This is a genomic window from Acinetobacter sp. YH01022 (assembly GCF_013420235.1).
Classification (GTDB): Bacteria; Pseudomonadota; Gammaproteobacteria; order Pseudomonadales; family Moraxellaceae; genus Acinetobacter.
In genome coordinates, this window is the sequence record NZ_VOYP01000023.1 from 26,577 (window position 1) to 42,578 (window position 16,002).

Consider the following 16,002-nt stretch of genomic DNA (forward strand, 5'->3'; position numbering starts at 1 on the left):
CTTTGGAATTAAACGTAAAGCGAATAATAAAAATTCGTTCATGATCAGGTTAAACTACCTGATACTGTAAACGGGCAAGATCTTGAATATCCTGGAGCAGTTTGCGCTTGCTAAAAATCATGCCCCATGAGCTGCCACCTAACTGACGCCATAAGTGCGCCAGTTGCAGGCCAGTAAACAGGGAAGCGCGAATTCGGTTGGTATGGGCACTATCTTTAAATGCTTCGGCATTGCCCTTGACCATAATCCGCGGATTAATTTGTCCGGCAGTGTCTATATAGGTTTGGGCAAGGTTAGCAATAATGCTGGGATGCAGATAGTTATTATCGAAAAAAGACAGCTGTTTTAGAATTTTTTGTTGTGATTGTTCAATAATTTCAACAAATTTGGGATTGCTATAGACTTTTTTCTCTAACTGTAACAACGCCATAGCATAGCTCATTGGCAATTTGGCGTTGGAAAATTTCGGTAAACGTGATTTAGGAGAAGGATTAAAGGGTTGGGTAATACTGCTTTCTAAGGTTTTTAAGCCAAGGGAAATATCGGCCAGTTGATTAAAAAAGTCTAGGGTTTGACAGGATTCATTGGAAGTAGGACGGATATTCAGGCTGGCTTTAATCAATTGTTCTAAATAGAAGCTGCCATTTTCACCAATACTGTGTTGTCCTGACATGGCTGTCATATGGGTCAGCTGTGTTGACTGGAACACAGCTGCCAACGCCAAAGCACGGTTCTGACGTACATTCAAAGTCTGAGGCTGTTGAAAGGGTAACTCAGCCATGCCTATCGCTTCCTTTTTAAATAAAATCAGGTTTTGGTGCATTGGTATGATGAATCACACCGCCACCTAAACAAACTTCATCTGCGTAGAACACTACACTTTGTCCTGGAGTCACCGCACGTTGCGGTTCGTCAAATTCAACACGTACGCCATTTGGCATATTGGCATCTTGATAAATGACACAAGCCTGATCCGGCTGGCGATAACGGGTTTTAGCCGTACAGCGGAAACCTGTTACTGGAATATTCTGCTCACCCGCGACCCAGTCAATCGCTTCACTCCAAAGTATAGTACTTTGCATGAGTGGATGCTCATGACCCTGACCAATAACAAGGCGATTGTTTTCAATATCTTTATAAAGCACAAACCAGGCGCCTTCGGCTTCGCCTTTCAGACCACCTAAGCCGATACCGCCACGTTGACCGAGCGTATAGTACATTAAGCCGTGATGTTCACCAACCTCTTTGCCGGTATCCAGTAAAATTTTTCCGGGTTGGGCTGGAAGATATTGTTTTAAAAAGTCATTAAAACGGCGTTCACCAATAAAGCAGATTCCGGTAGAGTCTTTTTTCTTTGCAGTTGCCAGACCCAGTTCTTCAGCAATTTTACGTACTTGTGGCTTTTCAATTTCACCGACAGGGAACAAAGTCTTGTTAATTTCACGGCCATGTACCGCATGCAGGAAATAAGTCTGGTCTTTGTTTTGGTCAAATCCGCGTAATAAAGGTGCATATTCTTCACCACGCGAGTTGGTCATGGTTTCACCACGACGGCAGTAATGACCTGTGGCAATAAAGTCTGCACCCAAGTTCACGGCATGGTCTAAAAAGGCGCGAAATTTGATTTCTTTATTACATAAAATATCCGGGTTTGGGGTACGACCTGCGGCATATTCTGCGAGGAAATGCTCAAACACGCGATCCCAGTATTCCATGGCAAAGTTGGCAGTATGCAGTTTGATGCCAATTTTGTCGCACACGGCTTGCGCATCGGCAAGGTCTTCCATGGCCGTACAATATTCCGTGCCGTCATCTTCTTCCCAGTTTTTCATGAAAAGTCCTTCAACCTGATAACCTTGTTGAAGAAGAAGTGCTGCAGACACAGATGAATCTACACCACCAGACATACCGACGATGACACGTTGTTGCATAGGATTAGGCATCCAAAGTTGTATATAGGGGAGAATTTTGGTGCTCATAAACGAGCGATAAAGGATATTTTTGACCGGATAAGGCATCTTTGACGGCTTTAATCACCAAGGGACTACGTGCGCGTGCAGATTCTTCCAGTTCGTCCAATGTCATCCAGACGGCACCCACGATTCCAGTATCCAGTTTTGCATCTGTATGATGATGCAGATCTGTGGCTAAAAAGCAAAAACGGAAATAGGTACGGTCAGGGAACATTGGCGGAGTATAGGTATATATGCCAAGCAGGTCTGTAATTTCTACATCATGCCCAGTTTCTTCCATGGTTTCACGAATGGCCGCCTGTATAAGCGTTTCTCCACATTCGACATGACCTGCAGGCTGGTTAAATACGGTATGCGTTACACCTTGAGTATGTTCTTCAACAAAAAGGAATTTTCCATTTTTTTCAACAACAGTAGCGACGGTAACGTGGGCAGTCCAAGCGGTCATAGAAAAGCACCATGGGATAAAAGAGGTATTCTACAAAATTTAGGGCGCGGTGGCTATGATGAAGGGCTTTTTCTTTCTAATCAGCTTTTCTGATGCTGACTTGCATGGTTGAAATACATTAAGAATTGGGTTGATAAGCCCAGACACTATGTAGAAACTTCTGTTCTGAGCCCCACGGGGTCAGGTGAATATCATGTTCAAAATGCATTAAATGAAAATCGGCACCGAGTTTTTCCTGTAACTCTTCAATGCTATAACGCTGAATAGTTAAACCGCTGCATTGGGTTGGACCATCTTCAGCAAAGTTGGACATGATCAGATGACCACCTTTTTTTAAAGAGGTCTTTAGGTTGGAAATATATTGCTGCTGTTGCTCAGCACTGACCATGAAATGAAATACGGCACGGTCATGCCATAAATCAAAATAATTGGCGGGAAGCATGACGGTACAGATATCTTCTACCAGCCAAGTGATTTGTTCTGCATGCAGATTTTTCTCCCGTAGTCTGGTTTGGGTTTTTCCCAGAGCTGTCTGGGAGAGATCTAATACATGGATATGTTTAAATCCAAGCTCTAAAAGTTGATCGATAAATACCGACGCACCACTTCCCACATCAATAATCTGCACAGTTAAATCAAGTTTATGTTTATCTCTTAATCTCTGGATCAGTTCTAAAGATTTTTGATCCTGTTCCTGATACCAACTGACTTGATCAGTAGGTTTAGTCTGATAGACATCTTCCCAATGCTTTTTGCTCATGGTGTGACATCCTTAATTTAGAGAAAATTGAACCTGTAAAGTTCATGCCTTGAACTGAACGAACTAGCGAACTTAAACTCTGACCGTTATTGGTAATTCCCCGCCACTTTCACATAATGCCGTGCTGAATAAGGTAAAAATTCTTTTTCTTTCTCTGTAAGCGGACGAACTTTCTGTACCGGACTGCCGACATATAAATAACCACTTTCCAGACGTTTGCGTGGTGGAACCAATGAGCCTGCACCAATCATCACGTCATCTTCAATCACCACATCATCTAAAACGATGGTATTGATCCCCACTAATACCCGATTGCCAATGGTACAGCCATGTAAAGTCACATGATGGCCAATCGTCACATCTTCGCCAATAATTAAAGGTGAACCTTCAGGTTTATCGGCTTTTTTATGGCTGACATGCAGCATGGCATGATCCTGCACATTGGAGTTTTTGCCAATATGAATATGATTGACATCACCACGAATCACGGCAAAAGGCCACACCGAAACATTTTCAGCAAGTACCACATCGCCAATGACGACTGACATATCATCGATATAACATGAGTCATCAACTTGCGGTGCGGTATTTAAATAGGGACGAATATTTTTAGCCATGTGAGGGGTTCAGTCTGTCAATTTTCAAGCATTATAAAATAAAAAAGCATCCAAACCGAAGTAGGGATGCTTTGGTCTAAGCTTAAAAAATTAAACTTAGAACAAGTTTGCGAAGAATTGTTTGATGTGATCAATCATTTTTGCAAAGAAACCAGCTTCTTCAACAGCTTGAAGGGCAACCAGCGGTTTTTCTGCAATCACTTTACCGTTCAAGGTAGCTACATATTTACCGACTACTTGACCTTTTTTAAGTGGTGCAGTCAGTTTAGGTTGAACCACCAATTGAGTTTTAATGGCATTGGCTTCGCCTTTAGGCATGGTCACGTTAAAGTTTTCAGGTAGGCCAATTTGAACATCATTGCTTTTACCGTACCAAACTTTTGACTTGGCTAAAACCTGATTGGCAGGTTGAACTTTTACGGTTTCAAAGCTTGCATAACCCCAAGCTAAAAGTTCACGTGTTTGTGAGGCACGCTCGTTCATGCTTGGTGCGCCAAAAATCACGGAAATTAAACGCATTGGACCACGTTTAGCTGAAGTCGTTAAGCAATAACCGGCTTCTTCAGTATGACCGGTTTTTAAACCGTCTACACTTGGGTCTGTATAAAGCAAGGCATTACGGTTACCTTGTTTAATGCCGTTAAAGCTAAATTCTTTTTCAGAGTAGATTGGGTAATATTTTGAACTGTCATGAATGATATGTTGCGCAAGTGTCGCCATATCTTTGGCAGTCGAGTAGTGACCTTCAGCAGGCATCCCTGTTGCGTTGATGAAGCTGGTATTGGTCATGCCAATACGTTTTGCTTCCTGGTTCATCATGTGCGCAAAGGTACCTTCATTGCCGGCAATATGCTCTGCCATGGCTTTAGAGGCATCATTACCAGACTGAATGATAATCCCACGCAGCATTTCCAGTGCTGTTGCAGTACCGTTAAGCGGGACATACATACATGATTCCGTGCTGCTACCACGACACCACGCCGATTCGTTCATACGAACTTTTTCATTTTCAGTGAGTTCACCGCTCAATAACTTTTGTTCGATGATATAGCTGGTCATCATCTTGGTCATTGAAGCAGGTGCTAATTTTTCATTTTCATTTTTTGATGCGAGGATTTGCCCTGTCTCATAATCCATTAAAACATAAGATTTATTATTGAGTTCTGGCGGTGCAGATAAGACAGTTGCTGCGTATGTGAAGCTCGGCAATAGTAATAATGCAGCAAGGGCGCTTTTGTGGGTCATTCTGGGTGGTTCCAATATCTTAATAATAAGCACAAAGAGCTTTGCATTTTAGGACAAAGCAAAGCTGACTTCTATGGGGGAAATCAGCTTATTTTCAAAAGTATTGTAACCAATTTGTGTTATTTGCTGTATGTGGTGAGTTCTTGGCAAATTTCCTGATTTTTTGCATCTCCAGCTTTTTTTGCATCGTTACGTGCTTCAGCTAAAACAGGCTCAAATTTTTTCTCTTGGCTGAGTTTAGCCAGGCTCGAAACCGCATTATTGTCGGCAGGTAAATATTCTTGTGCCAGCTTGGCATAACCTTGTTCAAATTGAGCGCGATCATTCACTAAATCTGGACATACTTCTGAAAGTACATAAATGGCTGCCAGCTCTTGCTGGGTGACTTTTTGTAGTGGCGTTACTTCAATATTTTCATCTGGTGTGGCTGCATGAATCATAGACAGGGTCATGGCAGCGGTGGTTAACAGTCCCAAAGAAAGCGGTTTAAGCATAGATAATTTCATTAAACAGACCTGAATGATTTAAAAACATCACAATAATAAAAATAAGATTAACGGTATTTTGGGTAATTGTAAGTACACAAATGTATTAAAGCTGTTGAAAATGATGAGGTTCATCAAGAAAATATGAAAACAGCAAAGAATTTAAAAAGGCATAAAGAGGAATCTGCTTTATGCCTGTGGTCATAATAAGAGGTTTAATATTTTAGATAACTTATATAAAACAAGACCGAATGATCAAACCTGATAATTTACAACATCTTCGCAAACCGATTTTTGTTCATCTTTACTGGTTTCTTTTGCAGCTTGGCGAGCTTCCTCCAGAACAGATTTATACTCTGAATCTGCTTGAATTTTATCAAAAGTCATCGACTGATCTGAATAGTCTTGCAGATAAGCTTTAATCAACAGCTGAATGTTTTGATCAAATTTTGCATTTTTACCAATAATGGCAGGGCATACTTCAGCCATCACCTGAGTTGAAGCAAGGTCTTCTTTCACAATTGTGTTGGCTTCTTCCAGAGATAAACCGTCATTGGCGAACACTGTAGAAGATAATAATGCCGCAATGCCTAACCCCAATAAGCCACGAAATGATATGCTTTTAGTCATTTTTAAATCACACTTTTTGAATGGATGTTGAGCGTCAAATATATATAATTTTCTATACAATTCAATCAAATGTTCTGATTAGTCATTTTTAACCGTTAAGAGATGTTTAAGTGAATATATTAATTGCCAATGATGATGGCGTTTTTGCTCCCGGTATTCAGGCCTTGGCTCAAGCTTTGGCTCCCCTTGGTCGTGTAGTCATCGTTGCTCCTGAAAGTGAACGCAGTGGTTTTTCCAGTGCACTTACCTTAGATCGTCCTTTACGACCTGTTCAAATTTCAGCAGATGTCTGGGCAGTCAATGGAACACCCGCAGATTGTGTATATCTGTCCATGAACGGCTTATTTGATTTTGAATTTGATCTGGTGGTCAGCGGAATTAACAGTGGGGCAAATCTGGGCGATGATGTGCTTTATTCTGGTACTGTCGGAGCTGCCTTCGAAGGCCGCCTAATGAAACAACCGGCTATTGCCGTTTCCATGGCCGGTCCCAATGTCCGTTCTTATGACAATCCAAATGATTATGCCGTAGCAGCAAAATGGGTGCATGATTTTATTGCCCAGGGTTTGCCGACTTTACCGCCACGTCATATTTTTAACGTGAATATTCCAGATATATCTGAATTGAGAGGTTCGAAAATTACTTATCAGGGACGTCGCAGTCAATCTAAACCGATTACCAGTCATGTAGACCCACGTGGACGTCAGGTTTATTGGATTGGTTTGTCAGGTGAGGCTGTCGCTGAACCTAAAAAAGGTTTAACTGAAATAGAATCGGATTTTTTTGCGGTGGCAAATGGCTATGTCAGCATTACGCCAATTCAAATGGACGCGACAAATTATGAGATTTTGCACACATTACATGCAGAGTTTTCCAAATAATGCCCAGTAGTGTTATAACTTTGTGAAAAAGCAGAATTGACCCTATTTTTCAGATGCTTTTTTGCTAATCTTAGTGCAAACCAATAAATAGACTTAATGTGTAGAGAGGAAGATTAATGCACTTGGTGTCACCATATCGCTTATTTGCTGCGCCTGTGGGTTTGTTGAAAACCATGGTCTTGTCTACAGCTGTTATTGCCACAGCCATTTTGAGTGGCTGTGCTTCAAAACCACAAGTTCATAATGCGACACGTTATGCGGCTGCACCAGATTACTATACGGTTCGATCTGGAGATACATTAAGCGGAATTGCTGCACGTTATGGTCTGTCTTATACCAGTGTTGCCGATATGAACGATATAGCGCCACCCTATCGCATTTATGTCGGTCAATCTTTACGTTTAAAAGATTCAGGCTCACGTCGCACCACCACTACACAAGCGGTGACCCAAGCCGCACCGATTCAGCGTCAAACAGTTCAACTTCCGACTACACCGGCTAAAACTACAGTTCCTGCAACCACGGCGACTGCCCCCGTAGCATCTTCGAAAGTCTCTGCTTTGCGCTGGGTAAAACCAAGTAATGGCGCAGTCATTGCAAACTTTAATGTGGCTGCAAATGTAAAGGGTATTCGTTATGGTGGTAATACTGGAGATGCGGTTTTTGCTGCGGCTGATGGTCAAGTGGTCTATGCGGCTGATGGTTTGAAAGAATATGGCAATTTAGTTCTGATCAAGCATATCGATGGCTACATTACCGCTTATGCCCACAACAGCAAAATGAATGTGAGCAGTGGCCAGAATGTGACAGCAGGGCAGAAAATTGCTGAAATGGGTTCAACGGGTACAAATCGTACTATGCTGGAGTTTCAGGTGCGTTTAAATGGTAAACCTATCAATCCGACCATCGTTTTACCAATAAATTAAATTTCACAAATACAAAACATAAATTTCGCCGTATAATACAATGAGTTGCTTTTATCGGAAAGATAAAGTAATTATAAGTTCAGAGGGAAATTTATGTTAGATCAACTTCGAGCAATGGGTGTGTTTGCTTGTGTTGTTGAAAAAAACTCGTTTAGCGGTGCTGCACGTGAGTTAGGAATCACGACCAGCGCCGTGAGTCAGCAAATTCGTTCTTTAGAAAATGAAATGGAAGTGACACTTCTACATCGATCTACAAGAAAATTGAATTTGACTGAAGCTGGACAGGCTTTTTTCCACAGCTGTCAAGAAATGCTTGCCGCTGCAGAGCGTGGGAAAATCCGTATCAACGAGTTACGCGATGACTTGGTGGGGGATTTACGCATTGCTACAACCCCGGAACTTGGTGCCAATCATGTGATTCCTGCATTGTCTCACTGGATGCAGGCACATCGTGGTTTAGCAGTCCATTTAGAAGCCGATAATCAATATATTGATATACTTGAAGGGCGTATCGATATCGCTTTACGCATGAGCCCAAAAATAGAAGATCATCATTTGAATGTGATGCCTCTGGCTCTGGTAGAGCAGGTGTTGGTGGCTTCTCCAAGTTATTTGAATCAGTCGGCGCCTGTATCGCGGCCTGAAGATTTAAACCATCATGACCTGATTCCAATCAATATTATGAAAAATTATCAACATTTTTCATTTCAACATGCGGCGTCAGATAAAACAGTGAATCTGGAAATGAAATCACGTTTAAGTACCAATAATGTCCTGGTTGCAAAATCATTATGTTTGCAAGGGCATGGTATTGCCCGAATTTTATATCTGGATGTACAAAAGGATTTAATGAATGGTGCTCTGGTGGAGGTTTTACCAGAGTGGAAACTGGAAAATTTCACTTTATATGCCATCACGGCAAAAAAAGATCAGCAACCCATGAAGGTTCATCGCTGTCTGGATGCATTAAAACAATACTTTAGCCAGTTACCCGGCGGAAGAATTTACCAGGCAGTTTCATAAAAATGAAGCATAAAAAAGCCGCGATTAGCGGCTTTTTTAGACTGGATTGAAGGCTTAAGCTAAATAATCCTTGATCATTTTAACCAGACGTTCAATCAACTGATCAGCCTGTTGTTGGCTAATGTTGAGTGGCGGTAATAAACGGATTACAGAACCTGCAGTCACATTGATAATTAAATGATATTCATCACGTGCCACATTGACCAATTCGCCACAGGCTTTTGGTAACTCAATACCAATCATCAGACCGAAACCACGAACGCTAATATTTTGATCAGCCAGTTGCTGGGTTAACTGCTCAACGATATAACTTCCCATTTTTGCGGCATTTTCAACCAGATGTTCTTTTTGAATGGTATCAATAACCGTATAAACCACACGTGAACCCAGAGCAGTACCACTATAAGTTGAACCATGGTTGCCGGCAGTTAAAACACCCACGCCGCGGCCTTGAGTCATCACCGCACCAATCGGGAAACCATTGCCTAGCCCTTTGGCAGTAGTGAGTACATCGGGAACAATATTGGTGTGCTGGTAAGCAAAGTATTTACCGGTACGACCGTTACCTGTTTGAACTTCATCCAGCATCATCAACCAGCTATGCTGATTACAGATTTGACGGATTTCTTCCAGATAGCTAAAACCTTGAGGTGCAGTATTGACACCACCTTCACCTTGAATTGGTTCAACTAAAATCGCAACGATATCTGGATGGTGAATTGCAGCTTCTTCAATCGCTTCGATATCACCAAATGGCACGCGGATAAAACCTTCAACCAAAGGTGCAAAACCTTCCTGAACCTTTTTGTTGCCCGTTGCTGACAGGGTCGCCATAGTACGGCCATGGAAAGAATGATCTGCAACAATGATTTTAGGTGTGGCTACCCCTTGCATATGACCAAATTTACGCGCAATTTTAATTGCACCTTCATTTGATTCTGCACCACTATTCGAGAAGAAAATTTCTTCCATACCTGAAACTTCAGCCAGTTTTTGTGCAGCAGCAGTTTGCCAAGGTACTTCAAAAATGTTGCTGGTATGAATCAGGGTAGCTGCCTGTTCAGCAATTGCTTCAGTTACCGCAGGGTGTGAGTGACCCAAGCCACATACTGCAATACCGGTCAATGCATCTAAATATTCAGTACCGTCTTCAGTATAAAGATAAGAACCTCGTCCTCGGACAAAGCTGATCGGCTGACGGCCAAATACCGGCATCAAATGAGATGGTTGATCAGTTTGCACAGGAGCAAGGGTAATGTTATTCATGACTAACTCTTATCTGTTAGGAGGGAAAAATAAAAGTTTATATAAGCAAAATCCAGGACAGATTAAAAGCCCAAATGTAAATAAAAATGGAATTATTGCTTTAGACATACTGTTTCCTCCAGTTTTGGGTATAATGCGAGGCAGATTAGTTGAGGATTTATCAATGACTGAACAAGTACGCGATACTGAAGCGTTAATTCGTGACCAAATTGCTAAACATGCAGTATTACTTTACATGAAAGGTACACCACAATTTCCACAATGTGGTTTCTCTGCACGTGCAGTAGAAGCACTCAGTCAAATTGGTCGTCCATTTGCTTATGTCAACATTTTGGAAAACCCGGATATCCGTGCAACTTTACCGAAAATTGCTAACTGGCCTACGTTCCCACAATTGTGGATCAATGGTGAATTGATCGGTGGTAGCGATATCATGCTGGATATGTTCCAAAAAGGTGAGTTAAAACCTTTGGTCGAACAGTACAGCCCGGCACCTGAAGCTTAATTCAGTGATGTGAAGTTGAATTAAAAAAAAGCGCCTTTAAGGCGCTTTTTTATATCTCAGAAAAAAATCATACTTTTTCTGCGAGTGGGTCTTGCTCATTGGCTTTCGGCTCAACTGCTGCAGTGGTTACAGCTTGATTGGCAGATGCTTCAACTTTGTTTTTTTTCTTGTCTTTCTTCTTTTTTTTCTTTTTCTTCGGCTCTTCTTCCAGTTCGGCACCATCTTCAAGCGCCTGCCAATATTCTAATTGATCCATGACCGCCGCATAAATGGAACCTTTACTGTAACGGCCTTTTTTATTCAGTGTGCCGACAGGACGTGCCATTAAAATTTCTAGAGCCTGGTCAATGGTTTCAATGGCGTGAATATGGAACTGACCTTTGGCTACAGCTTCAATCACATCATGACGTAACATCAGGTGTTCCATATTTTGATGCGGAATAATCACTCCCTGTTTGCCCGTTAAGCCTTGCAGCTTGCAGGCATCATAGAAACCTTCAATTTTGGCATTGACACCGCCAATTGGTTGAACCTGACCCAACTGGTTCATGGAGCCGGTAATGGCCCAGGACTGGTCAATCGGTAACTGGCTAATGGCAGAAATAAGGGCAGAAAGCTCAGCTACGGTTGCGCTGTCACCGTCGATTTGACCATAACTTTGTTCAAAGGCGAGGGCAGCCGAAAAATGCAGCATCTGTTCACGACCAAAATGCGCTTTCAGAAAACTCGACATCAGCAATATGCCTTTGGCATGCAGTGAGCCCCCCAATTCGACACTACGCTCGATATCCAGAATGTCACCGCCACCTTGATAGACCGATGCAGTCAAACGTGAAGGCAAGCCAAATTCGACATCGGCATACTGAATCACCGACAGGGCATTAATTTGACCCAAACGGTGACCTTTGGTTTCGATTAACTGTGTGCCACGCGTTAAATCTTGCCAGTACAATTCACGTAAATAACCCAGGCGATACTTGCGATGATCAAGTGCGGTATTGATATGTTTTTCCGAAACGGTTTTATCACCGGCTTGCGCTGCATGATGATGTGCTTCCCGGATCAGATCCCCCAAAGTTAAGGCATGCAATGACAATGAACTTTGATCTTCCGCCTGACGGCTTGAGTCGGTGAGCAGTGCTGCTAGTGCAGAACGGTCAAAAGGTAAGAGTTTGTCAGCTTGAACATAGTCTGCAATCAATTGCATATAGGCTTGTTCATTAACGTCATTACGTTGTAATGTGTCGGTGAAGTCGGCACGAATTTTAAACACGCTGCCGAGTTCAGGTTCCAGTTCTAAAATTTCATAATAAATTTCAGGTTCTGCAAGTAAAATCACTTTAATATTTAATGGAATCGCTTGTGGTTCGATGGAGATGCTGCCGGTTAAGGTCAGCATATGTTCCAGCGAGGACAGCTTTAATTTTCCAGATTTCAGGGCACGTTTTAAACCTTGCCAAGCATAAGGCTGTTCCAGCAGTTGTTCAGCTTCGAGTATCAGAAAACCGCCATTCGCCCGATGTAGTGAACCCGGACGAATCAGGGTAAAGTCGGTGGTGATGGTCCCATTTTGAGTAAGCTGTTCCACGTGTCCTAACAAGTTGTAGTGGGTCGGGAAGTCTTCAAAAATCACCGGCGCACCGCTATTGGGTTTGTAGGAAACAATGATGTTGGCCTGATAACGTGAAGGCACGCGACTGAAGATGCCTGGAGCAAAATCATCCTCTTCTTGCTCAAGGATAATTTCCACATTATTGATAATATCTTCCGCATAATATTGCAGATATTCTGTCAGGCCATCGACATCGGGATATTTGTTCTGAATCAGATCAATGCGCGGCATCACCACCTGTTTAGCAATGTCACGGTTGAGATGCTGGACCTGATCGCGTGCATCATCTTCCAGATCACCTAAATGTAGGCCCAAGCGCTCCAGTTTTTTATTCATGTAGCGAATGTTTGCAGCAATTTCTGCGCGCTGTTTGCTATCCAGGGCATTAATGTCTTCTTTGGACATTTCCTGATATTCATTGTTTTTCAGATGAACCGGCACGAAACAGTGTTCATCATCTTGCGAAATCAGTTTTAAGTCAAAGTTTGCACCTTCTTTGGTCAATTCGACCAAGGCCGATTGCTGTTCATCGCCAGTTTGTTCGCGAATCATTTCAATACGATTGTGATAGGTTTCCGCAGTAAAGCGCCGTTCCAGCTGTTTTAAAATGGTTTGCCAGGTTTGATGCAGCAATGCCTGGAATTTAGGTGCTTGTCCTGGCGGCAGTTCAAGTGCGATCGGCTGACGCGGGAACTTGAAATTGTTGACATAGACCCAGTCATTCGGGGTTTGCATGGTCTTGGCATGCTGTTGCAGTAAACGCTTGATCATGGTGCGTTTACCTAAGCCTGCCGTACCGACTGCAAAAATATTATAGCCCGAGTAAGGCAAGGCGATGCCTGCTTCAACCGAGGCACGTGCGCGATCTTGCCCAAGAAAGTCATTGAGCGGTTTGATTCTTCGTGTTGACGCAGGAATTTTTTCAAGATTGGGAATATGCGTCAGTTGCTTGGGCTGAAGCTGTGTTTTGGTCAGGGTGTTTTGAATTTCCGGTTGATCGAATGCTGAAATTAAACTGCTTTGTAGAGGGTCTGGTTGAGTCACTGTAGTTGTTGCAGATAATGAAGAATTCATTTGATCGAGTTTTTGGGGCACTGTTTAAATCCAAAACTAAAATATTGCAATAGAGATTTAAAGGTATACAGGTTTAGTTGAAAAATTCAAGCGCGCAGGTCGTTTTTATCGACAAAATAAAATAATGATTTCACAATTATTGTTGAAACTGAACTTATTAAGCGTTTGAATAGCAGCATTCAGTTTTGCAGAAAAAAACAACGTAATGACAACACAATCTATAGGGTGGAAATCTGCCTTTACTGCTTTTCTCGATCGTCGTGCATTGATCATGCTGTTTTTAGGCTTTTCAGCTGGTATTCCCATTCTTTTGATCTTTTCCAGTCTGTCCTTATGGCTGGGTGAAGCCGGCATTGAAAAAAGTGCAGTAACCTTTTTTAGCTGGGCAGCCCTGGGCTATTCATTCAAGTTTGTTTGGGCACCTTTGATTGACGAGTTGCCGGTGCCATTTTTGACCCAAAAGCTGGGGCGACGTCGGGCCTGGTTGCTCATTGCACAAGTTTTAATTATCAGTGCCATTTGTACGATGGCTTTTTCTAATCCAGCACTCGGTCAGGGCTATTTATATCAGATGGCAGCAGGAGCTGTGTTACTCGGTTTTTCTGCAGCAACTCAGGATATTGTGATTGATGCCTATCGTATTGAACTTGCAGAAACTGAAATGCAGACAGTGCTTGCCTCGACTTATAATGCAGGTTATCGCATCGGGATGATTGTGGCCGGTGCAGGTGCATTGTTCCTTGCGGCCTCACTTGGAACGGCTAAAGGAAACTATATTTATAGCGCCTGGAAAATTACTTATTTGGTTATGGCAGCAGTCATGCTGGTCGGAATTATCACCACTTTAGTGATTCGTGAACCGAAGGTTGATCGCACTTATAAAGATTATAAGCGTAGTGATTACTATCGTCTGGTGGCCGTATTTTTTGTTGCCGTGATTGGCTTTGTATTGAGCTATATTTTTTCCGGAACTCTAACCGAATCTGTTAAGGCACAATTTGCAATTACCGATTCATTATTGCTGTTTTGCTTTGAAACCTTGCGCTTTGTTGGATCTGCTGCGGTAGCCGTATTGCTGGGCTCATTATTGGTCAAAATGGGTGCGGTCAACAAGCAAATGGCTATGGAAACCTGGATCAGCCCGATTGCCGATTTTTTTAGACGCTATGGCTTAAAGCTGGCTTTGGTTCTGTTATTGCTCATCGGTTTCTATCGCATCTCGGACATTATTGCCGGGGTCATCTCCAATGTGTTCTATCAGGATTTAAACTTCAGTAAAGAGCAAATTGCGGAAGCAGTAAAAATTTACGGGGTGATTTTCAGCCTGGTCGGTGGTTTCCTGGGTGGCTTGTTGGCACAGCGTATGAACATTATGAAACTGATGTTTGTTGGTGCAATTTTGGCCAGCTCAACCAACCTGATCTTTATCGGTTTGGTGAAATCAGGCCAGCCAACCCATGATGTTCAAGTCACGGTAGGTCAGCACAAGTATCAGGTTCAATCGGATGAAGTGGGTTACTGGAAACTGAAAGTGCCGAGTCAGGTTTTGGCACAAGCCAATGCAGTACAGGTTCAAGTGCAATATCAAGATGATACACAACCCTCAGTAGTGAGCACAGTTCCCTATTTAAAACAGAATGCGCAACAGCAAGGTGCTCAATCAGGCATGATGCAAATTCTGCCGGTGACCAGCGATAATGTTATTGCTTCAAATGAACAACAGAACAGTCTGGTGGTACGGGGCCAGTATGTTGGGCAGCCCTTGAATGAAACACAAAAAATTGTCCTGAGTTTGGACGGTCAAAAATTTGATGCCAATCTGGACAAAACAGGTGTATTTAGCACCGCTATTCCAGCAGAAAGCCTGGTAAATTCAGCATCAAAACAGCTCGTGGCTGAAGTGATCGATAATGACAAAGCCATTTTAAGCGCACAGCATCGCTATACTATCGATATGAACTCAACTACAGCCAAAGATCTGGATATTGATGTACAGCCTTTAGCTGCAATCAATGTTCAATCGGCTGACGATGTTGAAATTAGCGGCAAGGTCATTAAACCTTATAGTTCGCTGTGGTTATATTTTGCCATTATTGTCGATAACCTGGCATCGGGATTGGCAGGTGCAGCATTCATCGCATTTTTGTCCAGTTTAACCAGTGTATCTTTCACTGCAGTACAATATGCCATTTTTAGTTCGCTGATGACTTTAACGCCGAAGATTTTAGGCGGCTATTCAGGAACCATTGTGACCAATATTGGTTATCCGAATTTCTTCCTCATGACCACGCTGATTGGCATTCCAATTTTAATCTTGGTGGTCTGGGTGGCGAAGCTGTTGCGTGAACATCAGCAACAGTCCAATTAAGCTCAAATTTTTAAAAAATGAATGAAAAACCCATTTTGTCTTGAAGATGAAATGGGTTTTTTCTTTGGCTAAAAATTGCAGTAAAGGTTCAGTCTTATTTTTTAAATAGCCTAAGTGAAGACTCCATCATTATGGTGCGCTGTGCTGTTAAGCAGAATATTGATTTAAAAATGTAATAATAATGGGGAA

Annotated in this window: 15 protein-coding genes; 5 read left to right on the plus strand and 10 right to left on the minus strand. The window is 42.4% G+C overall.

Features of this window, described 5'->3' with window-relative positions; genetic code table 11:
• Positions 1-49: 49 nt before the first annotated feature.
• The 8 genes from hflD to FTT87_RS09810 all read right to left on the minus strand — a co-directional run bounded on the left by hflD (position 50) and on the right by FTT87_RS09810 (position 6,158).
• Entirely contained in the window at positions 50-781 is a 732-nt protein-coding gene (gene hflD / locus FTT87_RS09775; RefSeq protein ID WP_180174792.1) for a high frequency lysogenization protein HflD, read from the minus strand.
• 16 nt (positions 782-797) lie between these two features.
• Entirely contained in the window at positions 798-1,931 is a 1,134-nt protein-coding gene (gene mnmA / locus FTT87_RS09780; protein WP_166166997.1) for a tRNA 2-thiouridine(34) synthase MnmA, read from the minus strand.
• A 4-nt stretch (positions 1,932-1,935) separates the two neighbouring features.
• Entirely contained in the window at positions 1,936-2,421 is a 486-nt protein-coding gene (locus tag FTT87_RS09785) for an NUDIX hydrolase (RefSeq protein WP_180174793.1), read from the minus strand.
• A 118-nt stretch (positions 2,422-2,539) separates the two neighbouring features.
• Positions 2,540-3,181 (minus strand): class I SAM-dependent methyltransferase, encoded by a 642-nt coding sequence (locus FTT87_RS09790; protein ID WP_180174794.1) that lies wholly within the window; start codon positions 3,179-3,181, stop codon positions 2,540-2,542.
• Between the two features lie 86 nt (positions 3,182-3,267).
• The gene (locus FTT87_RS09795; RefSeq protein ID WP_166166988.1) at positions 3,268-3,798 is read right to left on the minus strand and encodes a gamma carbonic anhydrase family protein; all 531 of its coding nucleotides are present in this window, start codon (positions 3,796-3,798) and stop codon (positions 3,268-3,270) included.
• A 96-nt stretch (positions 3,799-3,894) separates the two neighbouring features.
• On the minus strand, positions 3,895-5,043 hold the full coding sequence (gene dacC / locus FTT87_RS09800) for a D-alanyl-D-alanine carboxypeptidase PBP5/6 (RefSeq protein WP_180174795.1): 1,149 nt from the start codon (positions 5,041-5,043) through the stop codon (positions 3,895-3,897).
• Between the two features lie 119 nt (positions 5,044-5,162).
• Positions 5,163-5,537: an MCR_0457 family protein gene (locus FTT87_RS09805; protein WP_373423515.1), complete on the minus strand. Its 375-nt coding sequence runs from the start codon at positions 5,535-5,537 to the stop codon at positions 5,163-5,165.
• 246 nt (positions 5,538-5,783) lie between these two features.
• Positions 5,784-6,158 (minus strand): MCR_0457 family protein, encoded by a 375-nt coding sequence (locus FTT87_RS09810; protein ID WP_180174796.1) that lies wholly within the window; start codon positions 6,156-6,158, stop codon positions 5,784-5,786.
• A 110-nt stretch (positions 6,159-6,268) separates the two neighbouring features.
• Here FTT87_RS09810 and surE point away from each other — a divergent pair, with 110 nt between their 5' ends.
• The 3 genes from surE to FTT87_RS09825 all read left to right on the plus strand — a co-directional run bounded on the left by surE (position 6,269) and on the right by FTT87_RS09825 (position 8,988).
• On the plus strand, positions 6,269-7,039 hold the full coding sequence (gene surE, locus FTT87_RS09815) for a 5'/3'-nucleotidase SurE (RefSeq protein WP_086195655.1): 771 nt from the start codon (positions 6,269-6,271) through the stop codon (positions 7,037-7,039).
• 116 nt (positions 7,040-7,155) lie between these two features.
• Positions 7,156-7,965: a peptidoglycan DD-metalloendopeptidase family protein gene (locus FTT87_RS09820; RefSeq protein WP_166166973.1), complete on the plus strand. Its 810-nt coding sequence runs from the start codon at positions 7,156-7,158 to the stop codon at positions 7,963-7,965.
• A 93-nt stretch (positions 7,966-8,058) separates the two neighbouring features.
• Positions 8,059-8,988: a LysR family transcriptional regulator gene (locus FTT87_RS09825; protein ID WP_166166970.1), complete on the plus strand. Its 930-nt coding sequence runs from the start codon at positions 8,059-8,061 to the stop codon at positions 8,986-8,988.
• A gap of 54 nt (positions 8,989-9,042) precedes the next feature.
• Here the strand turns inward: FTT87_RS09825 and FTT87_RS09830 are convergent, their stop codons facing one another.
• The gene (locus FTT87_RS09830; protein WP_180174797.1) at positions 9,043-10,254 is read right to left on the minus strand and encodes an aspartate aminotransferase family protein; all 1,212 of its coding nucleotides are present in this window, start codon (positions 10,252-10,254) and stop codon (positions 9,043-9,045) included.
• A 163-nt stretch (positions 10,255-10,417) separates the two neighbouring features.
• On the opposite strand from FTT87_RS09830, the gene grxD reads away from it, so the two are divergent.
• Positions 10,418-10,759, plus strand: a complete 342-nt coding sequence (grxD, locus tag FTT87_RS09835) for a Grx4 family monothiol glutaredoxin (RefSeq protein ID WP_086175639.1) — start codon at positions 10,418-10,420, stop codon at positions 10,757-10,759.
• Between the two features lie 67 nt (positions 10,760-10,826).
• On the opposite strand, the gene FTT87_RS09840 is transcribed toward grxD, so the two are convergent.
• A complete protein-coding gene (locus tag FTT87_RS09840; protein WP_300045176.1) occupies positions 10,827-13,466 on the minus strand; it encodes a Lon protease family protein in 2,640 nt (879 codons plus the stop codon).
• A 184-nt stretch (positions 13,467-13,650) separates the two neighbouring features.
• Between FTT87_RS09840 and FTT87_RS09845 the strand changes: the two genes are divergently transcribed.
• Positions 13,651-15,813 (plus strand): MFS transporter, encoded by a 2,163-nt coding sequence (locus FTT87_RS09845; RefSeq protein ID WP_180174798.1) that lies wholly within the window; start codon positions 13,651-13,653, stop codon positions 15,811-15,813.
• The last annotated feature ends 189 nt before the right edge of the window (positions 15,814-16,002 follow it).